General features: G+C 42.2%; 21 protein-coding genes and 1 pseudogene. 18 read left to right on the forward strand and 4 right to left on the reverse strand.

What is annotated here, in order from left to right:
- The first annotated feature begins 5 nt into the window (after positions 1–5).
- Positions 6–626 carry a YhcN/YlaJ family sporulation lipoprotein gene (locus BK049_RS14880; RefSeq protein WP_071168855.1) on the forward strand — a complete coding sequence of 207 codons (621 nt, stop codon included), beginning with the start codon at positions 6–8 and terminating at the stop codon, positions 624–626.
- Positions 627–674: 48 nt separating this feature from the next.
- Here the strand turns inward: BK049_RS14880 and BK049_RS14885 are convergent.
- Positions 675–1,049 (reverse strand): annotated as a pseudogene (locus tag BK049_RS14885) (LysE family transporter); the annotation flags it as partial.
- Between the two features lie 126 nt (positions 1,050–1,175).
- Between BK049_RS14885 and BK049_RS14890 the strand changes: the two are divergent.
- Positions 1,176–1,358, forward strand: coding sequence for a hypothetical protein (locus BK049_RS14890; RefSeq protein WP_174549238.1), 183 nt, complete (start codon positions 1,176–1,178; stop codon positions 1,356–1,358).
- A gap of 35 nt (positions 1,359–1,393) precedes the next feature.
- On the opposite strand, the gene BK049_RS14895 is transcribed toward BK049_RS14890, so the two are convergent.
- Positions 1,394–2,038, reverse strand: coding sequence for a serine/threonine protein kinase (locus BK049_RS14895; protein ID WP_071168856.1), 645 nt, complete (start codon positions 2,036–2,038; stop codon positions 1,394–1,396).
- A gap of 237 nt (positions 2,039–2,275) precedes the next feature.
- Between BK049_RS14895 and BK049_RS14900 the strand changes: the two genes are divergently transcribed.
- The 7 genes from BK049_RS14900 to yajC all read left to right on the forward strand — a co-directional run bounded on the left by BK049_RS14900 (position 2,276) and on the right by yajC (position 7,289).
- Positions 2,276–2,776, forward strand: coding sequence for a BofC C-terminal domain-containing protein (locus BK049_RS14900; protein WP_425304343.1), 501 nt, complete (start codon positions 2,276–2,278; stop codon positions 2,774–2,776).
- Between the two features lie 148 nt (positions 2,777–2,924).
- A complete protein-coding gene (ruvA, locus tag BK049_RS14905) occupies positions 2,925–3,530 on the forward strand; it encodes a Holliday junction branch migration protein RuvA (RefSeq protein ID WP_008361001.1) in 606 nt (201 codons plus the stop codon).
- Between the two features lie 11 nt (positions 3,531–3,541).
- Complete coding sequence (gene ruvB / locus BK049_RS14910; RefSeq protein WP_008361000.1) at positions 3,542–4,546, forward strand: Holliday junction branch migration DNA helicase RuvB; 1,005 nt, start codon at positions 3,542–3,544, stop codon at positions 4,544–4,546.
- A complete protein-coding gene (locus BK049_RS14915; protein ID WP_008342752.1) occupies positions 4,539–4,739 on the forward strand; it encodes a DUF2905 domain-containing protein in 201 nt (66 codons plus the stop codon). Before ruvB ends, BK049_RS14915 begins: the two co-directional genes overlap by 8 nt.
- 34 nt (positions 4,740–4,773) lie before the next feature.
- Entirely contained in the window at positions 4,774–5,802 is a 1,029-nt protein-coding gene (queA, locus tag BK049_RS14920) for a tRNA preQ1(34) S-adenosylmethionine ribosyltransferase-isomerase QueA (RefSeq protein ID WP_008360998.1), read from the forward strand.
- Between the two features lie 27 nt (positions 5,803–5,829).
- The gene (tgt, locus tag BK049_RS14925; RefSeq protein WP_008360996.1) at positions 5,830–6,975 is read left to right on the forward strand and encodes a tRNA guanosine(34) transglycosylase Tgt; all 1,146 of its coding nucleotides are present in this window, start codon (positions 5,830–5,832) and stop codon (positions 6,973–6,975) included.
- 47 nt (positions 6,976–7,022) lie between these two features.
- Positions 7,023–7,289: a preprotein translocase subunit YajC gene (yajC, locus tag BK049_RS14930; protein WP_008360993.1), complete on the forward strand. Its 267-nt coding sequence runs from the start codon at positions 7,023–7,025 to the stop codon at positions 7,287–7,289.
- A gap of 52 nt (positions 7,290–7,341) precedes the next feature.
- Here the strand turns inward: yajC and BK049_RS14935 are convergent, their stop codons facing one another.
- Complete coding sequence (locus tag BK049_RS14935) at positions 7,342–7,719, reverse strand: TIGR04086 family membrane protein (RefSeq protein WP_008360992.1); 378 nt, start codon at positions 7,717–7,719, stop codon at positions 7,342–7,344.
- 165 nt (positions 7,720–7,884) lie between these two features.
- Between BK049_RS14935 and BK049_RS14940 the strand changes: the two genes are divergently transcribed.
- Positions 7,885–8,547, forward strand: a complete 663-nt coding sequence (locus BK049_RS14940; RefSeq protein WP_008360991.1) for a DUF421 domain-containing protein — start codon at positions 7,885–7,887, stop codon at positions 8,545–8,547.
- A gap of 1 nt (position 8,548) precedes the next feature.
- On the opposite strand, the gene spoVB is transcribed toward BK049_RS14940, so the two are convergent.
- Entirely contained in the window at positions 8,549–10,099 is a 1,551-nt protein-coding gene (gene spoVB / locus BK049_RS14945) for a stage V sporulation protein B (RefSeq protein WP_071168858.1), read from the reverse strand.
- A 116-nt stretch (positions 10,100–10,215) separates the two neighbouring features.
- On the opposite strand from spoVB, the gene BK049_RS14950 reads away from it, so the two are divergent.
- From BK049_RS14950 to dtd, 8 genes are all read left to right on the forward strand, one after another.
- Positions 10,216–10,512 carry a post-transcriptional regulator gene (locus BK049_RS14950; RefSeq protein WP_008360989.1) on the forward strand — a complete coding sequence of 99 codons (297 nt, stop codon included), beginning with the start codon at positions 10,216–10,218 and terminating at the stop codon, positions 10,510–10,512.
- Between the two features lie 41 nt (positions 10,513–10,553).
- Positions 10,554–12,782: a protein translocase subunit SecDF gene (gene secDF / locus BK049_RS14955; RefSeq protein ID WP_008360988.1), complete on the forward strand. Its 2,229-nt coding sequence runs from the start codon at positions 10,554–10,556 to the stop codon at positions 12,780–12,782.
- 394 nt (positions 12,783–13,176) lie between these two features.
- On the forward strand, positions 13,177–13,665 hold the full coding sequence (locus BK049_RS14960; protein ID WP_008360876.1) for a cation:proton antiporter regulatory subunit: 489 nt from the start codon (positions 13,177–13,179) through the stop codon (positions 13,663–13,665).
- A gap of 98 nt (positions 13,666–13,763) precedes the next feature.
- Positions 13,764–14,120, forward strand: coding sequence for a LapA family protein (locus tag BK049_RS14965; RefSeq protein WP_008360873.1), 357 nt, complete (start codon positions 13,764–13,766; stop codon positions 14,118–14,120).
- Positions 14,121–14,201: 81 nt separating this feature from the next.
- On the forward strand, positions 14,202–16,526 hold the full coding sequence (gene recJ / locus BK049_RS14970) for a single-stranded-DNA-specific exonuclease RecJ (protein WP_071168859.1): 2,325 nt from the start codon (positions 14,202–14,204) through the stop codon (positions 16,524–16,526).
- A 23-nt stretch (positions 16,527–16,549) separates the two neighbouring features.
- Positions 16,550–17,062 carry an adenine phosphoribosyltransferase gene (locus tag BK049_RS14975; RefSeq protein ID WP_008342729.1) on the forward strand — a complete coding sequence of 171 codons (513 nt, stop codon included), beginning with the start codon at positions 16,550–16,552 and terminating at the stop codon, positions 17,060–17,062.
- 143 nt (positions 17,063–17,205) lie between these two features.
- The gene (locus BK049_RS14980) at positions 17,206–19,416 is read left to right on the forward strand and encodes a RelA/SpoT family protein (RefSeq protein ID WP_008360869.1); all 2,211 of its coding nucleotides are present in this window, start codon (positions 17,206–17,208) and stop codon (positions 19,414–19,416) included.
- 18 nt (positions 19,417–19,434) lie between these two features.
- Positions 19,435–19,878: a D-aminoacyl-tRNA deacylase gene (gene dtd, locus BK049_RS14985; RefSeq protein WP_008360868.1), complete on the forward strand. Its 444-nt coding sequence runs from the start codon at positions 19,435–19,437 to the stop codon at positions 19,876–19,878.
- The last annotated feature ends 15 nt before the right edge of the window (positions 19,879–19,893 follow it).

Consider the following 19,893-nt stretch of genomic DNA (forward strand, 5'->3'; position numbering starts at 1 on the left):
TTCGTTTGAGACAAAAATGGCAAAAAACAATCGCATTAGTGCTTCTTCCTATTGGATTAACTGCTTGTGGTACAAATCACAATGCTGGTGTAGATACACGTCATAATCAATCAGGTCAGCCGGTTGGTTACCATTCAAATCAGCGGACAGCAAACAACGGCCAAGATCATCAAGGACCAGTTGCTGAGCTCATGGACGGAATGAACGGAAGAAATACAACGAATGTTGATTATCGTTCACGTCCTACACAGGATCAAGTGAGAATGCCGCTTACTGGTGGAGATGGACGCTACAGTCATGGAGATATGAACTATCATAACCAAATGTCGTTCTCTGGCTACGATAAACAAGAGAACATTCAGCGTTCAAGAAAAATCGCCAACCGAGTGAACAAAATGAACCATGTGACAGATTCACAAGTCATGGTGACGGATGAAAATGTGTATATTGCTCTCAAAACAGATGGGCGCTTGACGTCAGAGGGTGTATCACAAGTAGAAGAAGCAGCGACTCGTTATGCGGATGGAAGAGCTGTCCAAGTCATTAAAGATGAAGGAGCATTTACACGCTTCAGAGATATGAGAAGAACACAATTTGAAACAGGCCAAACAGGCATGACCCGATAGTTTGAGGAATCAAAAAGGCTAAAGTTCATCACGAACTTTAGCCTTTTCTTAAAAATAAACCTTAATCCCTATATAAAATTCGTAAAAGAAATAACAGCCAAATCCGAGTAATAAAATACCAGCAATCATGGATGTCCACTTGATCATCGTGCGATTCATCACTTTTCTCGTTAAGGATACAATCGTGAGAAGACCGATGTCATGAAGAAGAATCCCTGCCAGAATGCCGGCGGCAGCCAATATAAATTCAGATGAATCTGTTTTTGTATAAGCATCTGCCAGTACAGCGCCAAACACAGATACCCAGAAGACAAGGTTTCCAGGGGATACCGCTACAAGCAGCCCGTTTCGGAATGTTTTTGCGAATGATTTATTCACTTTTTCTCCTGCTACATGAATGTCTTGCTCCGCATTTTTGTGCGATTTTAAACAACATTTAAACTTCTTGTGTTTAGAAGGAAAGAAGCAGGGGAAACGAGTTAAATAGAGAATGAATGAAAGGAGCTGACCGGTTCGGTTAGCGAACAAGACAGAGTGGAAGGTGATCTTATGATGAAAGTATTTAAGGTAACATTTCATATGAACAATGGGGAAGTGCTTGATTTCGAGCTGAAACGTCCAGCTACCTATGATGTGTATAAAAAAATCGAGGAAGCCAATCATTGGTTTAAGCTAAACGACGACATCATTAACTTATTGAATGTAAATAGCATCCATGTAGAAACAGAATAAAACAGAAAAGCCGCTCTTCATTCGAGCGGCTTTCATTATGCAGAGAAATCATTTCGGTTGTTCAGCTGACCCCGGGACAGCCAGTTCTTTTTATATAAATAGGCGATCACTTCAAGCCATAGACGAGGCGCTTTTTTAGGGAAAAAGGGCTTTTGATAATAGACATAAGCGGCTTTTAAATCATCCCACTGATGACATGTTTTCGTTTGCGTGAAGCGGGCAACGTCAATAACCTTGACGCGTCCTTCTTTTGTTAAAATTAGATTTCGTAGATGGATATCAGAAGGATTTAATCCCTTCTCGCGTGCTTCCTCTAACGCATCATCTACCTGTTCAATCATTTGTTTATTGATGGGAATTCCCTTTGTCAGGCATTCATAGAATGTATGGCCTTTAATATATTCCATTAAAATATATCGATCCCCAGATTCATAAATCTCAGGATAGTATGAGGAACCGGAAAGTTTTGCGTATATCGCAGCCTCTTTGCGGGCAATGTTTTCATAAGAAGGAAAAAAGACTTTTAACGCCATGTTCTTGCCGTCTTTTTTGTATGAAAATACATAGGCACTTCTTCCTTTGCCGCACAGCTCAAGCTCTGCCGGTTTGAAGGCGAGCTTATTAAAACGTTTTTCTTCATGATACTGAATCGACTCGGCTAATCTTTTGACATCTGACATTGACTTCACCTTCTTTGGTTTCAGTTTATGCGGCTGAAAAACGAATGATGAAAAAACCGTGTCATTCGGTAGAACAGGGTTGTATAAAACATAACATTTACGAATGAAGGATACAATGAAAGAGTCTTCATATGTGTCAGGTTTATCGATTTGGTTAATGTTTAGAAAAATGGGTCAAACTACATATGTCATGCATCGATCTCATGTTCTAAAGAGGTGTAAATAGTGAAAGTGAAGATGAAATATTTCGTTACAGGACTTATCATGACAAGTGTGCTTTTTTTCGCTGCGGATATGGAAGCAAAAGAACACTTGCAAAAAGAGTCAAAAACCATCAACGTTCAGCTTGAAAAAGTCTATCTAGACGGCGATGTGAGCATTGAAAGACACCAAGCATCATTAGAAGACAAAGATACATTTTGGGCGCAGTATAAAGGCTGGACATTGGTAGAACAGCGAGAGGATTTTGCCCTTTTTAGAAAGCAAATTGATGATATATCCCCATTAAGTAAAGCAAATGGATATATTGGATTATCTGAGGATGGTTTGATTTCTACGTTTCATGGAAGGCCTGACGGCTGGGCGGAGCCTATTCATCTCTTTTTTCAAATTGATACGTCCCGTTTAGAAAGCCATGTGGAGGAGCAGCTTGAGCAAGGCATTCCGTTTCGAACAAAAGATGAATTTGAGCATGTGCTTGAAGTCATGAAACCTTACCGACATGAAAGATCCTTTTAATGATGTGACAGCTTGCTGGTGTGATGACCGCAAGCTGTTTTTCGTGGGTTACATCGTAAAGACGGACTGAGCGAACGTATGTTAACTTTTATTGCGGTTTTCTCTTCGATTTATGTTACAATGGAGAACAGTCAAAGAGGTGAAAACGGTGATAGAGTTTGTAAAAGGGACCATTGATTATGTGTGCCCGCAATATGTTGTCATTGAAAACGGCGGCGTGGGATATCAAGTCTATACCCCAAACCCGTTTATCTATCAAGTAACAAAACAAGAAACGATTTATACGTATCATTACATAAAGGAAGACGCGTTTTCGTTATATGGATTCCAAACACGAGAAGAAAAAGCGTTGTTCACAAAACTGTTAAATGTCACAGGGATTGGACCAAAAGGCGCGCTTGCGATCCTTGCTTCCGGTGATCCTGGCGCTGTCATTTCAGCGATAGAACGTGAGGATGAAGCTTTTCTCATTAAATTCCCTGGTGTTGGCAAAAAAACAGCACGTCAGATCATTCTGGATCTAAAAGGAAAGCTCGCAGATGTGGTGCCAGAAATGATTGGAAACTTATTTACCCACGAGGATCATATTCAGGTCGAAACGCAGCAAACTGCATTAGATGAAGCGCTTGAGGCTTTAAGTGTCCTTGGATACGGTGATCGCGAAATCAAAAAGGTTCTCCCTTTATTAAAAGAAGAAAAGAATCTCACAACCGATCAATATGTGAAAAAAGCTTTACAAAAAATGTTGAAATAGGGTGATGTCTCATGGATGAACGGCTCGTCTCAACTGAAGCAGACAACCATGAATCAGCCATTGAGCAAAGTCTGCGGCCACAGACGCTTAGCCAATATATTGGCCAGCAAAAAGTAAAAGATAATCTTAGCGTGTTTATTGAAGCTGCCCGAATGCGGCAGGAAACGCTGGATCACGTCCTTTTATATGGACCGCCTGGACTCGGAAAAACAACGCTAGCGTCGATTATTGCCAACGAAATGAATGTTCAGCTGCGTACAACGTCTGGACCTGCCATTGAGCGTCCTGGAGATTTGGCGGCGATCTTGACATCTCTTGAACCTGGCGATGTTCTGTTTATTGATGAAATTCATCGCTTGCAGCGCTCAATAGAGGAAGTGCTATACCCAGCGATGGAGGATTTTTGTCTAGATATCGTGATTGGAAAAGGAGATACAGCACGCTCTGTCCGGCTTGACTTACCGCCATTTACTCTTGTAGGGGCAACGACCCGTGTCGGGCTTTTAACAGCGCCGCTTCGTGACAGGTTTGGGGTACATGCAAGATTGGAATACTATGAGCAAAGAGATTTGGCTGACATTGTGGTAAGAACAGCCGAGTTGTTTGAGATTGGGATCGACATTCGCTCAGCTGAAGAGATTGCAAGACGATCTAGAGGAACGCCGAGGGTCGCCAATCGGCTGCTCAGAAGAGTAAGAGATTTTGCGCAGGTGCTTGGAAATCATGCCATCACACAAGACATTGCAGAAGATGCCCTTGAGCGTCTGCAAGTTGACAGGCTTGGACTCGATCATATCGATCACAAGCTGCTTTTAAGTATGATCGAAAAATTTAGAGGCGGTCCTGTTGGACTTGATACGATCTCAGCGACAATTGGAGAAGAATCACATACGATTGAAGATGTGTACGAACCGTATTTACTGCAAATTGGTTTCTTGCAAAGAACACCAAGAGGGCGGGTCGTCACAAGAGAAGCGTATGAACATTTTCATATGGAGGTTCCGATTCGTGACTGAATTCCCTAAAATGTTGATGATTTTAGGTGGTGTCCTTTTTGCCGCAGGTTTAGTATTTCAATTGGTTGGGAAGCTGCCAGGTGATATTTTTGTGAAAAAAGGAAACGTAACGTTCTTTTTTCCCGTTATTACATGCATTGTCATTAGCATCGTACTAACCATTTTACTCAATGTCTTTGGACGGATGAAATAACGTTAACTAGTTAACTACAGAATAGGTGAAGGAAATGAAGCTAGAACTATTTGATTTTGATTTACCAGAAAGATTGATTGCGCAAGTCCCGCTTGAAAAACGAGACGCATCAAGACTGATGGTCTTAAATAAACAAACGGGTGCGATCACACATGATACATTTTCACAAATCACAGATTATTTTCAAAAGGGAGATTGTCTCGTTTTAAACAATACACGCGTTTTACCTGCGCGTCTGTTTGGGACGAAAGAGGATACAGGTGCCAAAGTTGAGCTTCTTCTTTTAAAGCAAGAAGAAGGAGACAAATGGGAAACGCTCGTAAAACCAGCAAAACGTGTGAAAAAAGGAACGGTCGTTACGTTTGGTGATGGACGGCTAAAAGCGGTGTGTACAGAGGAACTGGAGCATGGCGGAAGAAAAGTCGAGTTTCAGTATACAGGCATTTTTTATGAAGTGCTTGAATCTCTAGGAGAAATGCCGCTACCTCCATATATTAAAGAGCAGCTTGATGATCGTGAGCGCTATCAAACAGTATACTCGAAAGAGGTTGGTTCAGCTGCTGCTCCTACTGCTGGCCTTCACTTTACAACCGAGCTGCTGGATGCGCTAAAAGCAAAAGGTGTGCATATTGCTTTTATCACCTTGCACGTGGGGCTTGGTACATTTCGTCCGGTCAGTACTGAACGCATCGAAGAACATGAAATGCACGCAGAATTTTATGAAATGAATGAAGAAACGGCTGAAGAGCTTAATCGCGTGCGCAAAGAAGGCGGGCGGATTATTTCAGTCGGAACAACATCGACAAGAACACTTGAAACCATTGCAAGTGCCTATGATGGTGAATTCAAAGCGTCAAGCGGATGGACGTCGATCTTTATTTATCCAGGCTATACATTTAAGGCCATTGATGGCATGATTACGAATTTCCATCTGCCGAAATCGTCATTAATTATGCTTGTCAGTGCATTAGCTGGACGAGAGCACGTCCTAAAAGCGTATAATGAGGCTGTAAAAGAGGAATACCGATTCTTCAGCTTTGGCGATGCCATGCTGATTCAATAACATCAACAAAGACAGGAGGGCTCATTTTTGTCGCAATTACCGATACGTTATGAGTTCATTAAATCATGCAAACAAACAGGGGCACGTCTTGGGCGCGTTCATACACCGCACGGCTCCTTTGAAACACCTGTATTTATGCCAGTTGGTACGCTGGCTACAGTGAAAACAATGGCGCCTGAAGAATTAAAAGCAATGGATGCAGGCATCATTTTAAGCAATACGTACCATCTATGGCTCCGCCCGGGGCATGACATTGTCAAAGAAGCAGGCGGCCTGCACAAATTTATGAACTGGGATCGAGCGATTCTAACAGATTCAGGCGGCTTTCAGGTATTTTCTTTGAGTGAATTTAGAAAAATTGAAGAAGAAGGCGTTCACTTCCGAAATCACTTAAACGGAGATAAGCTGTTCCTATCTCCTGAAAAAGCGATGGAGATTCAAAATGCACTCGGCTCTGATATTATGATGGCGTTTGACGAATGCCCTCCATACCCAGCAGAATACGATTACATGAAACGTTCTGTAGAACGGACAAGCAGATGGGCAGAGCGCTGCTTAACAGCGCACCAGCGTCCAGAGGATCAAGGTCTGTTTGGCATTGTCCAAGGCGGAGAATACGAAGAGCTTCGTAAACAAAGTGCAAAAGATCTTGTTTCACTTGATTTCCCAGGCTACGCAATTGGCGGCTTATCTGTTGGTGAACCAAAAGATGTGATGAACCGTGTGCTAGAGTTCACCACACCATTTTTACCGGCAGACAAGCCAAGGTACTTAATGGGTGTCGGTTCACCAGATTCATTAATTGACGGTGCCATTCGCGGTGTCGATATGTTTGACTGTGTACTGCCGACGAGAATTGCAAGAAACGGCACGCTGATGACAAGTGAAGGACGCCTTGTGGTGAAAAATGCAAAATATGAGCGTGATTTCAGACCAATTGATGAGAACTGTGACTGCTACACATGTAAAAACTACACACGCGCCTATATTAGACATTTAATCCGTACAAATGAGACGTTCGGAATTCGATTAACAACTTATCATAATCTTCATTTTCTGTTAAAATTAATGGAGCAAGTGAGAGAAGCTATCCGTGAGGATCGTTTAGGTGATTTTAGAGAAGAGTTTTTTGAGCGGTATGGCTTTAACAAACCGAATGCGAAAAACTTTTAACGCATAAACGAAAAGCTTTACAATGATTTAGAAAGGGGTGAGATAGAATGGATGGTGGTATGGGTTCAATCATTATGATTGTTGTCATGTTTGCTGTGCTTTATTTCTTGTTAATTCGTCCACAGCAAAAGCAACAAAAAGCTGTGCGTCAAATGCAGCAATCTTTATCAAAAGGCGATAAAATCGTCACAATCGGCGGCTTACACGGTGAAATCGACTCAATTGATGAATCAAAAGTGGTCATCAAAACAAGCGAAAACAACCGTTTAACTTTCGACCGTCGTGCTATTAGAGAATTAGCTGACAAAGGCTAATCCTCCAATACATAGCCATAAAAAAGAGAGAGCGGATCACACCGCTCTTTTTTTATTTGCCTCGAAGATTGACGCCAATCATTCCCCCTAGCATACAAATCCCCAAAAAGGCCGCATGATAGATGAATTGTCCTGGCGAAAAGGTTTCTCCAAACCCTAAATATTGAAATAAAAATACAGTGAGAGAAAAGATAAAAGAGGTGATGGCGCCTATGAGCCAGCCCCGCTCCTTTGCTTTTCCACCAGAAATGATTCCTCCTAGAAGAAGTGCCGCAAAGGACAATATCATAATCATCCATTTAAACGATGATTCCTGCATACTCGTAAAGGTAAGCATAAGTGACACAAGTAAGCTTGTCACAATCATCACGACAAAAATAGCAATTAAGCCGGATAAAATGCCTTTTCCTATTTGTTTCGTTTCCTGCATGTGATTCGTCTCCTCTCCAATTGACCGAAGCTTGTCTTTTACTAAAATGTATTCACGTTGAAGAAAAAATAGACATGTTTCTCACGATAAAAACAGAGGCTCTCTTTTCTACATAAATAAAGTGTTTTGACACAAGCTATGGTGGATAAGGAGGGTTTACATCATATGCAGGACATCTTAATTATCTCCATGAGAACGATCATTTTATATTTTCTTATTTGGTTTATCTTTCGTTTAATGGGCAAAAGGGAGATTGGAGAACTGAGTATTTTAGATCTTGTCATTTTTATGATGATCGCTGAAATTGCGGTGCTGGCCATAGAAGAAGTAGAGGATCATATGTTACATACGGTATGGCCGATCCTGCTGTTAACCTTCATTCAAATCACCCTTGCCTATCTTTCATTAAAGTTTCAAGGTGTTCGGCGCTTTCTTGACGGCAAGCCGGCCTTGCTCATTATAAACGGGAAAATAGACGAGGGTGCGATGAGAAAACAGCGTTACAATTTTGACGATTTGCTCATTCAATTAAGAGAAAATAACATAGATAGTATTCAGGATGTCTCGTACGCCATCTTAGAGCCTTCAGGAAAGCTTGCCGTTGTTGAAAAAGAAAACAAGCGCACACATGCAGCGCTTGAGCTTCCTCTTATTGCAGACGGTGTGGTTCAGCATGATCATCTCAAGCAGATCAACCATGATGAACAGTGGCTGAGAAAGGAGCTTGCCAAAAGAGGCTATGATCACATCGAACAAATCTCCTACTGCAGCTTTAATCAGAAGCATTTTTATATTGATTTGAAAGATGAAGTCATAAAGAAAAGATGAGCTAAAGCAGCTTCCCAATTAACGGGATGCGGCGCAGCTCTTCTCGTTTCACGAGCCCAAAACAGATTAATAGAATGACATACAGCACACATGTAACAAAGATCAGCATGATCAGCTCTAAAGGGGCAGAAAAGAGTCCGCCCGCTTGATGCTTCATCCATAAGCTGACAGCCCCTGTGCCTATGATCACAAGGAAGCAAAGTCCATATTCTTTCAATGGTAAATGAATAGGCAGCACTTTACCGACAGTTGCCGCATGGAGCAATGTGACAAGGACGATGCCGATTAATATTGCAAGTGCTGCGCCCATAATACCAAAGCTTGGCTGTGAGGCAAGGACGAAGATCATTCCTGTTTTTACAACAGCCCCTATCAGGCTGTTGGTCATTGCCGCACCAGCTAAATTTAACGCTTGAAGGACGGCTTGAAGCGGCCCTTGAAAGTAATAGAGAAGAAAAAAGGGTGCCATGAATTTTACATAGATGGCCGCATGAGATGAACCATACATAAAGAGGGTTAAATTTTCTGCATACACAAAAAGGATAATACATGAAATGCCCCCGCTTAATAAACAAAGCCGCATCGCCTGCTTTAGCCGGTATTCTACCGTTTTGCGTTTGTTCTGCTCCATTCCTTCACTAATTGCCGGGACTAATGCGGTGGAGAGGGAATACGTAATAAAACTAGGCAATGTCAAAAGGGTGAGCGCAAGACCGGTCAATTCTCCGTACTGCCTTGTCGCTTCAACAGCCGCATATCCGGCAATTGCAAGGCTTTGCGCGACTACAATCGGCTCTAAAAACCACGAGATATTGCCGATAAAACGACTGCCTGTCGTTGGCAGCGCAATACTCATCAGCTGCTTAAATGTGTCCTTCCCGTCATGAATCGCCTTGAAAAATCGTTTTCGGATACGGATGGTTTTTTTATAGCGAAAGGCGATCAGTAAGTAAGCAAGTGAAATCATCTCGCCAATCACTGATGAAATCATAGCACCTGCTGCCGCATATTCAATTCCATAAGGAAGGAAAGCTGTTGTACATACTGCCACAAGTGAAATTCTTGCAACCTGTTCCAGTACCTGTGACATTGCAAGCGGGCTCATTTGCTGTCTTCCTTGGAAATATCCCCTCAGCACACTTGAGATAGCGATGACGGGTACGACTGGTGTAATCGCAAGCAGTGGATAGACCGTTCTAGGATCTGTCAGCATATTTTCCGCCATAATAGGGGCAAACCATAAAAAGAGCGGCGTGAAAATCAGGCTAAGTGTTCCTGTTATCGCAAGGGACATGACCAGAATGCGTTTTGTTTTCTGTTTGTCACCCCGGGCTTCTGCTTCTGCGACAAGCTTACTGATAGCGACAGGCAGTCCGAATTGTGTCAGCGTCACCGCGAGAAAAAAGGTAGGTGCTGCCATCATGTAAAGCCCTACGCCTTCTTCTCCAATGAACCTTGCAATCACAATTCGATTCACAAAACCCAATATTCTCGTGATGAAACCTGCTAAAATTAAAATGATTGTCCCTTTTAAAAACGTTTGCTTCGTCAAATCACAGATCACCTGCCTTCTCAAACGACATAGAATCATATACAATAAGATATGCGTGTATATCGTCCAAGCATGACAAGTCTCTCGATAAAAAACTGAAAAGGGGGAGCCTCACATTGACACAACATCCGGCTGCTATATACAAAGACCATTTAAAGCCTTTTCTGTTCAGTAAGCTTGAAGAATTCATCGTTTTGGGCTACAAAGATGTTGATTTAGAGGAATTATGGTCATACTTAGAGAATAAGAAGTGGAAGAAAAAACAAGATTATCCGATTCATGAAATGGTTGCAGATATTTTATCTGTGAAAATTGGCGAATTTATGAACTATGCAACCGTTCAGTCGTTTAAAACGTCTGCTTTTTTGGACAGTGAAGATGGCAAGAATATGCTGGATGAACTGTTGAAATAAGCCATCTTAATGGATTCAGGTGTTTAAGGAGGAAATACATAATGAAAAAAGGGCGCATTCTTGCGTTTTTCTTAGTGGTTCTGTTAATCGGAACTGGTGTGGGCTTATTAACGAAGCCTGTTGCGAAAGATATGACGCTAGGGCTGGACTTACAGGGTGGATTTGAAGTTCTGTATGATGTACACCCAGTGAAAAAAGAAGACAAGATCACAAATGGTGTTCTCGTCAGTACAGTAGAGGCTTTAAACCGAAGAGCCAACGTGCTTGGAGTCAGTGAGCCGAACATTTCTATTGAAGGCAACAACCGTATCCGCGTGCAGCTTGCGGGTGTAAAAAATCAAAACAGAGCAAGAGAAATTCTTTCAACTGAAGCTCAGCTTTCCTTCAGAGATACGAATGATAAAGAGCTCTTAAACGGATCTGATCTTGTTGAAAACGGTGCAAAACAAACATTCAACCAAACGAATGAGCCGATTGTGACGGTCAAACTAAAAGATGCGAAAAAATTTGGCGAAGTGACAAAAAAAGTAGCGGCTATGGCACCAAATAATCAGCTTGTTATTTGGCTTGATTATCATAAGGGAGACTCCTTCAAAAAAGAAGTCACTAAATCAAACCACAAGTATGTGTCTGCGCCGAATGTGAATCAAGAGATTAACAGCAGTGACGTACAAATTGAAGGGAACTTTACGGTTCAAGAGGCCAAAGACCTTGCGAGCATTTTAAATGCAGGGGCATTGCCAGTAAAATTAACGGAAAAATATTCAACATCTGTGAGTGCACAGTTTGGTGAACAAGCACTGAACGAAACAGTCTTTGCAGGAATTGTAGGAATAGCATTTATCTTCTTATTCATGCTGCTTTATTACCGATTACCAGGTCTAATTGCTGTCATTACACTGTCAGCTTATATCTATATCACACTGCAAGTTTTTGACTGGATGGGTGCGGTCATGACGCTGCCTGGAATCGCTGCTTTGATTCTTGGGGTAGGGATGGCTGTCGATGCCAATATTATTACTTATGAACGGATCAAAGAGGAGCTCAAGCTCGGTAAATCTGTGCGTTCTGCCTTCAGGTCAGGAAACCGCAGATCATTTGCCACGATCTTTGATGCGAACTTAACAAGTATTATTGCCGGCGGGGTTCTGTTCTTCTTTGGAACAAGTTCTGTAAAAGGATTTGCAACCATGCTCATCCTATCGATTTTAACAAGCTTTATCACGGCTGTCTTCCTATCAAGATTCCTCCTTGGGCTTCTTGTAGAAAGCCGTTATCTCGACCGGAGAAAAGGCTGGTTTGGCGTTCGCAAAAAAGACATCATGAACATTCATGAAACAACAGAAAATACCGAACCGAAAACACCATTTGATAAATGGGATTTCGTCAGCAAACGTAAAGGCTTCATGATTTTCTCAGCAGCCGTGACCATTGCTGGAATCATTGTGCTTTCGATCTTCAAGCTCAATGCAGGTATTGACTTTGCCAGTGGAACAAGGGTTGATGTCCAAAGTGATCACAAGCTGTCAACAGAGCAAGTAGAGCAAGATTTTAAAAAGCTTGGTCTTGAAACAGACAGTGTTGTGTTATCGGGTCAAAAAGAAAATCAGGCAGCTGCTCGATTTGTCGGTGTTCCGAATAAAGAAAAAATCGCCGAAGTGAAAGATTACTTCAAAGATAAATATGGAACTGAGCCTAACGTAAGTACAGTGTCTCCGACAGTCGGAAAAGAGCTTGCACGTAACGCATTGTACGCGGTCATCATTGCTTCGATCGGGATTATCTTATATGTATCCGTCCGGTTTGAGTATAAAATGGCCATTGCAGCGATTATCTCACTGCTTTACGACGCATTCTTTATCGTTGCCTTCTTTAGTATTACGCGGTTAGAGGTGGATGTCACCTTCATTGCAGCGATACTCACGGTCATCGGGTACTCGATCAATGACACGATCGTGACCTTTGACAGGGTTCGTGAACAAATGAAGAAACGCAAACCGAAAACCATTGAAGATTTATCACATATTGTGAACTTAAGCTTACAGCAAACCTTTACGCGTTCTGTGAACACCGTGCTCACCGTACTTGTAGTGGTTATTGCACTGCTCATCTTCGGATCAGCGTCTATTACAAACTTCTCTATCGCCTTACTTGTTGGCCTATTAACAGGGGTGTATTCATCTCTTTATATCGCGGCACAAATTTGGCTGATGTGGAAAGGCCGTGAGCTGAAAAGACCGGCTAAAGTAGACACAGAACAAGACATCTAAACAAGAAAGACTGCCAGTATGGCAGTCTCAGCGTGTAGACAAACCCTCGCATTCGGTGTCAGTCCTGCGTGCTGGTGCTCACGAATGTCAAATTCGCTCCGCGCCAGTACTCGTCCTTCCTAGACTGCAAAGGTTTTCATGTCACGCTGAAAAGAAGACAAAGGGCTAAAATGAAGATCATTTTAGCCCTTTGTCAACAATCTGAGACTGCCAGCATGGCAGTCTTTTTTTCATGCATCATCTCCATTTGTCACAACAATAAGACAATTTGAAAAAACATTTCGGGTTTCGTTGATCTTGAAATGGTCTTTTGCTATAATGACATACGTTTAGATCAGTATAGAAAGCAAGTGCCTGTTTTGGGCATTTGGCTTTATTCATTGGAGGGGCTGTTATGAAGGTTCGGGAAACTGAACTGCCTGGTATCGGTCACAAAGCCGAAATGATCACAAGAAATAATGAGAAGCTTGCCATCATCACACATGATGACGGCAGAAGAGAGATGTATCATTTTCAAGAGGATGATCACGAAGAATGTATTTCTGGTATCTTGCTTAGCGATGAAGAAGCAAGGCAAATCTCGGCTATTTTAGGCGGTATGGTGTATAAACCAAAGGCGCTTGAGACAGTGGAGGTTGCCATTGATGAACTCATGATCGAATGGTTTAAGATTGAAAAGAACGCACCAGCTGTTAGACAGACGATTGGCGACCTCGATGTTCGTCAAAATTATCAAGTGACAGTCATCGCCATTGTGAGAAAGTCACATGAGAAGATTTTAAATCCAGGACCAGATACGATCATTGAAGAAGGGGATACCCTTGTCATCTCTGGAGAAAGAAAAGAATTAAAGAACTTAATTAAAGAAAAACTCAGCAGCTAATCACACCCATGCTGATAGAAGATCTTCCACTTTCCTTGTGTGTTTAAAAAGGACAAGAAAAAGGGAAGAATAAAAGAAAAAGCTTGGGGGATATGTAGATGAATAAACAACAATGGACCATTATACTCGCATTTATTTTCGTATTAATTGTCTCAGTTTTTGCCGTGATTAATGTGCGGCCTGTGCAGGTAGACTACTTATTTGGAACGGCTGAATGGCCACTGATCCTTGTCATTATCGGCTCTGTTCTCATGGGTGGGCTCATTGTGGCTTTTGCAGGGATTTTCCAAATTGTAAAACTGAAACGTGAACTAAAAGCATTAAAAGCTGAACGTGCAGCCGCTGCGACTGTTCCTGCTGCTTCTTCCAAAAAGGCAGACAAAGACGTTCAAAAGAAATCGAATGTCACGCCTTTAAAAGAACAAACAGCGTCTTTTGACCGGAAGGAAAAATAATCTTCCAGTCCAATTTCATAAAATAAAAATTGAAACCCCTCAGGCCACTCTAGTATAATAGTGTGGTTGAGGGGTGAATTTATGTTATTATCCAAAATGCGCTGGGAATATGAGCATCCAAGCGAAGAAAAAGTGAAATCACTCTCTGAAAATCTGAATATTTCTGCGCTGACTGCATCACTTCTTGTACAAAGAGGACTCGAAGAAGTAGAAGAAGCGAGGTCTTTTTTATTTGATCAAAAAGCCGAATTTCATGATCCATTCTTATTAAAAGGAATGAAAGAAGCAGTAGAGCGCATCAACAAAGCGATCGAAGCGCAAGAATCGATTGTGATCTTCGGAGATTATGATGCAGATGGTGTGACAAGTACGTCTGTACTTTTACATACATTAAAAGAGCGGTCTGCGAAAGTAGACTTTTATATTCCAGATCGATTTAAAGAAGGTTATGGGCCAAACGAACAGGCTTTCCGATATATTAAAGAGCAGGGAGCATCGCTTGTCATCACAGTGGATACAGGTATCGCTGCTGTAAATGAAGCACGAATTGCAAAAGAAATAGGATTAGACCTGATCATCACAGATCACCATGAACCAAGCGAGGAACTGCCGGAGGCACTTGCGATTGTACACCCTAAGCAGCCAGGCTGTGAGTACCCATTTAAAGAACTGGCTGGTGTCGGTGTTGCGTTTAAAGTGGCACATGCCCTCCTAGGGAAACTGCCTGTAGATTTATTAGATCTTGCTGCAATTGGGACAATTGCGGATCTTGTCCCGCTGCATGATGAAAATAGATGGCTTGCAAAAAAAGGCCTTATGCAGCTTCGGCAGTCTCGTCGGCCTGGGCTAAAAGCGTTAATAAAAGAAGCGGGGGCTACTCTTGAAGAAGCCAATGAGGAAACAGTCGGCTTTCAAATTGCGCCAAGGCTGAATGCAGTCGGACGAATTGAGCAGGCAGACCCAGCTGTTCATCTTCTCATGACGGAGGATAGGGATGAAGCAGAAGAGCTCGCTCGTTTTGTTCAAGAACTCAACAAAGAACGGCAGAAAATCGTCAGTACGATCACGGAAGAAGCCATTCGAATGGTCGAAGAGACGGGCGGTGACCAGCCTGCCATCGTTGTCGCAAAAGCGGGCTGGAATCCTGGCGTTGTTGGCATTGTTGCCTCGAAATTGACTGATACATTTTCTCGTCCGGCGATTGTGCTAGGCATAGACGAAGAAACGCAGATGGCGAAGGGGTCAGCACGAAGTATTCCTGCCTTTGATTTGTTTTTCCATTTGAGCAAGTGCCGTGACATCCTGCCGCATTTTGGCGGACACCCGATGGCAGCAGGAATGACACTTCAAGCGGATGATGTTCCTTTGCTTAGGGAAAGATTGAATCAATATGCAAATGAAACGTTGACAGAAGAAGATTTTATTCCAATTCAACGGGTTGATGCGGTATGTAAAGTGGACGAGATTACGGTGCAGGCCATTGAAGAAGTGGGGATGCTGTCCCCATTTGGCATGCAGAACCCTAAGCCGTTTATCATGATTGAAGACGCCAAGCTTGAAGACATACGAACGATTGGAGCCAATCAAAATCATATAAAAATGTCACTGAAAGACGAAGACAAACTGCTGGACTGTGTCGGTTTTCATCAAGGCAATCTAAAAGAAGAACTCGTCCCAGGAAGTCAAATTTCGGTCATTGGCGAGATCTCCATTAATGAATGGAATAATCGAAAGAAACCTCAGCTTATGTTAAAGGACGCTCGAGTGGATGAATGGCAGCTGTTTGATTTACGCGGGAAAAAGGATTGGGAAAAGAAAGTATCAACACTTGATCCAGAGAAAAGTGTTGTGCTCTGTTTTGATGAAGAAACAAAACGGCAAACGGAAATTCCGGTTCATGTTGTCGATGCAGACAATGTTACATCGTTTGATGTCCATGAGAAATATGTGGTCTTTGCCGATGTTCCCGCAGATGAGCACTTGCTCAAGTTGCTTTTAGAAAATCAAAAACCAGCAAGAATTTATACGGTGTTTCAACGGAAAGAAGATCACTTTATGTCCGCATTCCCGAGCCGTGACCAATTTAAATGGTTTTATGGGTTCTTGTTAAAACGGGGGAGTTTTCCTCTCAAAGAACAAGGCATGGAGCTTGCCAAACATAGAGGCTGGACAAAAGATACAATCATTTTTATGACAAAGGTGTTTTTTGAACTCGGTTTTGTTAAAATAGAGAATGGTGTGCTGACAATAGTACGTGATGCCCCTAAAAAAGATTTAACCGCATCATCGTCTTATACAGCAAAACAACGATTGATGGAACTCGATCAAACACTAACATATTCCTCAGCCAAAGAGCTGAAGGAATGGCTGAATAGCATGATGAGCGAAGTCTCACCTGTGCTTTGACGTACGAGGAGGAAAAGGAAAAGATGGATTTAAAACAATATGTGACAGTTGTACCTGACTACCCAAAGGAAGGTGTACAATTTAAAGATATTACAACATTAATGGATAAAGGCGAAGTGTACCGTTATGCAACGGATCAAATCGTTGAGTACGCAAAGGAAAGAGACATTGATCTCATTGTTGGACCTGAAGCGCGTGGATTCATTATTGGCTGTCCTGTAGCATATGCACTTGGTGTAGGTTTTGCACCAGTTCGTAAAGAAGGAAAGCTTCCTCGTGAAGTCATTAAAGTTGATTACGGTTTGGAATACGGTAAAGATGTATTAACGATTCATAAAGATGCGATTCGTCCTGGTCAGCGTGTACTGATTACAGATGATTTACTTGCGACTGGTGGAACGATTGAAGCGTCCATCAAGCTTGTTGAGGAATTAGGCGGCGTTGTTGCAGGGATTGCATTTTTAATTGAGCTGACGTATCTTGATGGCAGAAAGAAGCTGGACGGTTACGACATCTTGACGTTAATGCAATACTAATGGAGTTTTACGAAAAAAGCACTCAGTAAGAAGGGTGCTTTTTTCCTATCAAAAATCTTTTAGCGGACTTCTTCTCTTTACATCTATCGAATTTTTCTTGATAATAAACTACAATACAGTTTTCATTTAAAAAAGGTGATTCCATGGCGAACGAACAAGTTTTAACGGCGCAGCAGGTCATTGACAAGGCAAGAGAATACCTGTCCGCTGAACATATTCAATTTATAGAGCGTGCATACGAGTATGCTGAGAATGCACACAAGGAGCAATACCGGAAATCCGGTGAGCCTTATATTATCCATCCTATTCAAGTGGCTGGAATTCTTGTTGATCTTGAAATGGACCCTTCGACCATTGCTGGCGGCTTTTTGCATGATGTTGTCGAGGATACGGATGTGACATTAGAGGATTTAAAAGAGCATTTTAACGAAGAAGTGGCAATGCTGGTTGATGGTGTGACAAAGCTTGGGAAGATTAAATATAAATCACAAGAAGAACAGCAGGCCGAAAACCACCGGAAAATGTTTGTTGCAATGGCGCAGGATATTCGTGTGATCTTGATTAAGCTGGCAGACCGTCTTCACAATATGAGAACACTCAAGCATCTTCCGCAGGAAAAGCAGCGTAGAATTTCAAATGAAACGCTTGAGATTTTTGCACCGCTTGCGCACAGATTAGGGATTTCAAAGATTAAGTGGGAGCTTGAGGATACAGCCCTCCGCTATTTAAATCCGCAGCAATATTACCGGATTGTGAATCTCATGAAGCGCAAACGAGCGGAACGTGAGGAATACTTGGACGAGGTTGTTAATGAAGTGAAAGACCGTGTGTCTGAGGTGAACATCAAGGCTGAATTCTCCGGCAGACCGAAACATATTTATAGCATTTATCGCAAAATGGTCTTGCAAAATAAGCAGTTTAATGAAATATATGATTTGCTGGCTGTTCGTATTTTGGTGGACAGCATTAAAGACTGCTATGCCGTACTCGGTATTATTCATACGTGCTGGAAGCCGATGCCAGGCAGATTTAAAGATTATATTGCTATGCCAAAGCCGAACATGTATCAGTCACTTCATACAACAGTGATTGGTCCAAAAGGCGACCCGCTGGAAGTTCAGATCCGTACAGTAGAAATGCACGAAATTGCGGAATACGGAATTGCGGCACACTGGGCGTATAAAGAAGGCAAAGAATCAGCAGAATCGACGGAAGAAGCTGTTTTCCAGAAGAAGCTGTCTTGGTTTAGAGAAATCCTAGAATTCCAAAATGAATCCACAGATGCGGAAGAATTTATGGAATCGTTAAAAATCGATCTCTTCTCTGATATGGTGTTTGTGTTTACGCCAAAAGGAGACGTCATTGAGCTGCCGTCTGGTTCAGTTCCAATTGACTTTTCGTACCGGATTCATTCGGAAATTGGGAATAAAACAATCGGAGCCAAGGTCAACGGCAAAATGGTCACACTTGATCACAAATTAAAAACAGGTGACATTATTGAAATTCTGACATCTAAGCATAGCTATGGTCCAAGTCAGGATTGGATCAAGCTTGCCCAAACTTCCCAAGCGAAGCACAAGATCAGACAGTTTTTCAAAAAACAGCGCCGTGAAGAAAATGTCGAAAAAGGCCGAGAACTCGTGGAGAAAGAAATCAAAAACCTTGAGTTTGATGTCAAAGACATTATGACACCTGAAAACCTGCAAAAAGTGGCCGATAAATTTAATTTCTCAAATGAAGAGGACATGTATGCGGCCGTCGGTTATAACGGAATTACGGCACTCCAAGTGGCGAATCGTTTAACTGAAAAAGAAAGAAAACAAAGAGATCAGGAAGAACAAGAGAAAACCGTCCAAGAAGTGACGGTAGAGTCAAAACCATATCACGGGAAAAAACGCGAAGCGGGCGTACGAGTCAAAGGAATTGATAATCTGCTTGTCCGCTTATCCAAGTGCTGTAATCCTGTTCCTGGTGATAGCATTGTGGGCTTTATTACAAAAGGCCGGGGCGTATCTGTTCACCGTGAGGACTGTCCGAACGTGAAGACTGGAGAAGCGCAGGAGCGGTTAATCCCGGTCGAGTGGGAGCACGAACAGCCTGCTCGAAACCGTAAAGAATACAATGTGGAAATTGAGATATTAGGATATGACAGGCGCGGCTTACTCAATGAGGTGCTTCAAGCAGTGAATGAAACAAAAACGAACATCTCCTCTGTTTCTGGGAAGTCTGATCGTAACAAAGTAGCGACGATTCATATGGCTATTTTTATCCAAAATATCAACCATTTGCATAAAGTAGTGGAACGCATCAAACAAATCAAAGACATTTACTCTGTTCGCCGATTTATGAATTAGAAAGGAAGTATATCGTCTATGAGGCTTGTTGTTCAGCGTGTGACGAGTGCATCTGTGAAGGTGGAAGATGAGGTCACAGGTGCCATCAATGAAGGATATATGGTGCTGGTTGGTGTCACACATGAAGATACAGAAGAAGATGTGCATGACTTAGCTGAAAAGCTGGTACATTTACGTATTTTTGAAGATGAAAACGGGAAAATGAATCGTTCATTGTTGGATGTAAAAGGAAGCGTTCTGTCTGTGTCTCAATTTACCCTTTATGGTGATACGAGAAAAGGCAGACGGCCTAATTTTATGAAAGCTGCCAAGCCGGATATGGCAAACGCACTTTACGAATGCTTCAATGAAACCCTTAGAGAAAAGGGCATCCTTGTTGAAACTGGCCGTTTTGGCGCGATGATGGACGTGTCATTGACCAATTCAGGGCCAGTCACGATTTTGATGGATAGCAAAGAATAGACTGTAGATAAACTC

Origin of the sequence: Bacillus xiamenensis (assembly GCF_001857925.1) — a bacterium.
Classification (GTDB): Bacteria; Bacillota; Bacilli; order Bacillales; family Bacillaceae; genus Bacillus; species Bacillus xiamenensis.